2 protein-coding genes are annotated in these 4,634 nt (G+C 42.9%); both read right to left on the reverse strand.

Going from position 1 to position 4,634, the window contains the following annotated elements; all coding sequences use genetic code 11:
- Positions 1–300: 300 nt before the first annotated feature.
- Positions 301–1,155, reverse strand: coding sequence for a S1/P1 nuclease (locus DEU29_RS13695; protein WP_133540940.1), 855 nt, complete (start codon positions 1,153–1,155; stop codon positions 301–303).
- Positions 1,156–1,228: 73 nt separating this feature from the next.
- Positions 1,229–4,444: a TonB-dependent receptor gene (locus tag DEU29_RS13700; RefSeq protein WP_133540942.1), complete on the reverse strand. Its 3,216-nt coding sequence runs from the start codon at positions 4,442–4,444 to the stop codon at positions 1,229–1,231.
- Between the last annotated feature and the right edge of the window lie 190 nt (positions 4,445–4,634).

The following is a 4,634-nucleotide window of genomic DNA, read 5'->3' on the forward strand; positions in this document are numbered from 1 at the left end:
ACACGTACATAACCCTCACCGACTTGCGCATTGTAGCTATGATAGCGGAACCTATCTCCGGTAAGGATTTTGAACCGCCACATTGCGGTTTCCGCCACCTTGTTGATTAAACTTGGTGATAGCCTATGGCTTTAAACTCTGACTGAATAGGTGTGGTTCGAGTTACGCTTACGTTCGGGTTACGCTTACGCATTTAGGGCTATCTTGTATTAAGACCAGTTTTTAACTCGTTATTTTGATTTCTCTTTGCAATGTCCAGTATTTGTTCAACATGGCCCAATATCGGTGTCACTCTCTTCTCTATTCGGGCCACTCTAGTTTTAAAGAATTTAAGTAATTGGCTATGCGAACGCCGGCCTGTTTTAATCGGAGTTCGGATACACCCGTAAATTCGTATACATACTGATACCCTAGATCTGCGTCGTTCGGGTATATTTTTTCACGAAGTTCGGCGCTTTCTATAATCCATTTTTCAAGCGGAGCCGATTGCCAATTTTGAATGTCGTCTTCAGATATTTCAGGCAATAACCAGCTACAATATTCAGTAAAAGATAAATTTTTATGTTCGATTAATTGGGTATCCCAAACTGAGTGTAGATTTGTTTTTTTATCAAAAAACAACACTTTAACTGAGTTTCCACCCCTATCGTTTCGAGCCTCGCTGCCCACGTGTAAAGGTTGATGTAAGTCTCCAATTATGTGGACAATAAAACTCAAGGCTAATTTTTTTTCCTCAATACTTGTATTGCTAGAACTTAACGCGCTAGTGAAGTTTTTTAACGCACTGTATGCATCTCCATTTTCAGGCCTATCAGAATTTTGGTATCCAGTGTCATCTGATAACGTCACATAATGAAAATAACCTGCCTCGTTCTGCCAGAATTCAGATGGATTAGACCGCATTTCGTCAGGATAAGTAGAGATTCTTGCCAACGACTGCACTGGTAACAAGTTATTTAAAAAAGTCCTCGTATTTTTGTCTATTAGCTGCTCAGCTATACAACCGGTGATTCTATGTCCGTTTTGACCATAAGCAAAACTTGTATTAGATAAGGTAGCGAGCGTAAAAAATATGAAAGCATTTCCAATTATTTTTTGGCAATAACTTTTAGTATTGCCCCTTTCTGTTGGGGCTTTAAGATGATGATTTTTCATAATAGCTTCAGATTCCTAACTTATAAAGCCGCCCAAAAATCGCTTGTGGGCGGCTTTCTTAATAGATTTGCGATTAAAACTTATAGCTTACACCAAGTTTTATTTGCCAAGTTGACTCCGAAGCTCGATAACTTGTCGGTGCGAAATCATCGAAACCACCAAACACAGGTGAATACACATATTGTGTAGTTTCTGGATCAATTGCCCAGTCAACCATCGTTTGGGTTGTATCAGCGAACGGAATAATGTGTTTCTGAGCGCTATCCTCGTCAATAAGTGCCAGCACGTTTTTTACATCAATGTAAAAGCTGCCACGGTGGTCGTTGAATAAGCCCGGTACTTCTTGCTCATAACGAAAGTCGATATTGGTGTTCCATGGACCGCGGCTACCATTACGCGGTGTGTAGCCACCTGCTGAACCTGCTACACCTGCGGCCTCAGCAATTTCCATGAAGCGCTCGTAAGTCATACCACCTTCATAACGAACCGCCGGATCGTTAGGCCCTGCAGGAATATATGCCAGGTATTGATCTGAATCATCAAAGTCACTTTGATCGCCTAACCAGTTATCGCGGAATGAACTTAGTGTCCAACTGTATGGACGACCTGAAACTCGCTCATAAAACAGGTTAAATTTTGACTCATAGCCATCAAAAAATTCTGTTTTGTATTGAGCTGTTAATACGAAGCGATGCTCGATTTCATAACCAGCAGTTGCTGGGAGCGGGTTCTGGCGATCGAGTACCGTTACGTATTGGTAGTTTGATTCTGCACGCGAAGAACCACCATTGACCGCTTCCTCAATATCTTGGTTAGTGTAACTCGCGTTAAAACTCAAACCATTATCCCATGCTTTACCGATAGTACCGGTAAAGATATTGCTCTCGCCACCATAGCCGTTGGTTAGCATAATGTCATAACGGCCTACGCCGTTGAAATCACCGGGAGTCGTTGGCGTAAAGTTATCCAATGGGTCGTCAACGGCATAGATGATACGCCCACCATCGGGTGTTGTGACGACGTTACCGTTTTCATCCAATAATGGTTTACGGCCCAAGTCGACCCACTGTACGTCTGACTGTTTACGTGTACGAATGTATTCAACACTTGCATACCAATCTTCACCAAGTACGCCTAAACCACCGCTGTAATCTAAGCCTAAGCTGTAACGCCACTCATTTGGTAATTCAAAATTTGGATCAATCGGTGTTGTATTACCATCTCCAGCAACTAACGTATCTTGGACGGCTTGCGGAATCGATGTAACATCAACATTTTCTAAGTACAGTGCCGGATCCAAATTTCTCAAGTCAGCATCGACTATGGTTACACCGTCGTTCGAGTATGCATTCGAAATCCAAACATTTGGACGCCCACCGGCGTACCGACCGAAACCACCCCGCAAACGGTAATTATCATTAATGTCCCATTTGAATCCAAATCTTGGCAAAATGATACTTTCGCCGTCTAAATTCTCTGTATTAGGAAAACCATATCGCTCAGTGAAGCGATCATTTTGTGTCGGAGCATCATCCGCTGAAATTGTTTCATAACGAAGGCCGGCTGTGATTTCTATATCCCAGGTTGGGGTCCATGTATCCTCAATGTAAATTGCAGTACCACCATTTGTAAAGGAAGCGGCCCCGTCATTTGCGTTGTTTGTATAGGCATTGCGGTAACTAAAATCGCTGGCCGTGCGATTACGGAACGCCTCAATTGATTCGAATTCCCAGATACCCCTCGAATCATTTACGAAAAGGTTAAATACGTCAATCTCATCCCATTCTAAGCCAAAACCAATTGCATGATCGCCAGTCAAGTACTCAGCATTAAACTGAATCTCGGTTGTTGTATTTTCTAATACGTTGGCGTGACGATAACGATCTGGGCCTAACTCAATGAATCCATCGGCTGTTTGCACAGTAACATCGCCAAAGTTAACTCCTAACAAAGGAGCCTGTGCGGTTTCTACATCTTTGTATGAGATCTTAACATCAGTAGCTAAATTTGCGTTCCAGTTGGAAAACACCTGCAAGGCATATGCACTCATTTCCTCATTCTTATCATACCAACCACTCGATAGAGTAATGGTATCGCGACTACCGGTATTGTTATTGGTGTTGTTGCTTTCTGCTGTTTGATAAGTTAAAGACGCACGATGCTCGTCACTGATATTCCAATCAAGTTTGAACAACATCTTTTCGTCTTCTTCGACAGGCTGCGCATTCCAAATACCTGGTTCAACTCCATAAACATTTTGTGCGATTTCTGTCACTTCATTGATTTCATCTAGCGTAACGCTCGCAGATTGGTTTGCCGCTTCACCAAGTGGACCGCGGACAATGCCTCGTGGTTCCTCATAGGTTTCATAAGAAACAAAAAAGAACAACTCATCTTTGATAATTGGACCGCCTAACGCGCCGCCCCAAGTTTTCTCTGTAAAGTCGAGTTCAGGGGCTGTTGCATCGGGGTCATACTTGTTTGCTTCAGGATCACCCGCTAAGCTGTCACTTGCGTATTCATAAAACAACTCACCCTGAAATTCATTCGTACCTGATTTTGTAACTGCATTAATTTTAGCACCACTAAAGCCACCATTTTTTGCTGAAAATGGCACTACATCAATCGAGAGTTCTTGAATCGCAGATAACGATATCGGTGAGCGCTGGGTTGGATAACCATTCCCATTCAGCCCAAAGTCATCATTCTGTCCAATCCCGTCGACAGTGATTGAATTGTAGCGAGGATTGGACCCGGCGACAGTCAGCGACGAATCTTCGTCCGATAAACTTACAGCCAATGGATTCTGACGAATGATGCTTTTAAGGTCGCGGTTGAACGCAGGCATTGACTCAATATTCTCTTCACCAAACGAACTTGACGAGCCGCTATTGAGGCTTGCCATATTTATCGTTCGACCAGTTACTTCAAGACGTTCCATGCCTTGGTCTTCAAGTTGTGCTGTCAACCGATAAGTATCGCCTAACTTCAAGAAAATATCAGAATATGTCGCATCACGATACTCATCAGAGTCAATCACGACTTTGTATGGACCTCCGACACGAAGGCCGTTGGCAATGAAATTACCGTTCTCGTCAGTTGTAACTCGAACACTGGTTCCGGAAGGAACATGTTCGATCAATACTTCGGTAGCCTTTACTGGATTACCCTTAGTACCCAGGAGCGCACCGCGCATAGAGGACGCCGTATCTTGTGCTATGGCGGCATTTGACAAAACTGTACCTAAAATTATAGCAAGTGCCGAGCGTTTAAATGATAAACTTTGCATAGAGCTTTACCCACCTGATGATTGTAGTGTTGAATTTTAATTTTTGAATGATTCTTATAACTCTGTTTTATTACAAAATAATGATATGTAGCCGTGGCCTTGTTGAATAAATAGGGAACTTTCCCGGTTAGCGTTGATCAGATCACCGAACCCACGCTGATACTGGACACTGCAATGAGCAAAGCAAAGT

The sequence above is a fragment of the Idiomarina aquatica genome, from assembly GCF_004362895.1.
In the GTDB taxonomy this organism is placed as follows: domain Bacteria; phylum Pseudomonadota; class Gammaproteobacteria; order Enterobacterales; family Alteromonadaceae; genus Idiomarina.